Source organism: Pelagicoccus sp. SDUM812002, from assembly GCF_031127835.1.
In the GTDB taxonomy this organism is placed as follows: Bacteria; Verrucomicrobiota; Verrucomicrobiia; order Opitutales; family Opitutaceae; genus Pelagicoccus.
Map to the genome: position 1 here is coordinate 1 of NZ_JARXHX010000123.1, position 544 is coordinate 544.

1 protein-coding gene is annotated in these 544 nt (G+C 57.5%); it reads right to left on the minus strand.

The annotated features are described in order from the left end of the window. The coding region (locus tag QEH53_RS23970) for a group II intron maturase-specific domain-containing protein (protein WP_309025768.1) at positions 1-544 on the minus strand (544 nt) is incomplete at both ends.

Here is a 544-nt window from a genome sequence, read left to right on the forward strand (position 1 = left end):
GATAGTGAACGCGCGACCACAAGTCCACCAGCGACAACAGTCCCTGTTCCTTGAGGTAGCGATTAGATAGGGCCTGATTCACGCCGGGCGTTTTGGACATTTTCCAGTAGCCCAGCTTCGTCACCCCTGTGATAATCGCATTGCGGCGGTTCACACCAAGGGCCATCAGGTTGCGAACTCGGTTCGCGTTGGTCTTCCACTGCTTCCAATAGCAGCAGCGGATTCTGCGGCGTATCCAGAAATCCATGCGACGCGCTTCCCTGAAGGTCTTGCTGATCGCATAGTAACCCATCCAGCCGCGCATGTACCGCACGAGCTTTCCGAGCCTGTATTCCATCGACACGCCCCAACTGCGGCACGTGTATTCGCGTATCCGGCCCTTGAACGCATGGAGCGACTTCTCGCTCCACAGGATCTTGCCGCCGGTTCCGAAGGCGAAGCCGAGAAACGTCAACTCCCGCGCTTTTACCACGCGGCTCTTCTGCTCGTTCACCTTCAGCTTGAGCTTGCGTTCGAGGAACTTCCTCACGCTCGCCATAACCCG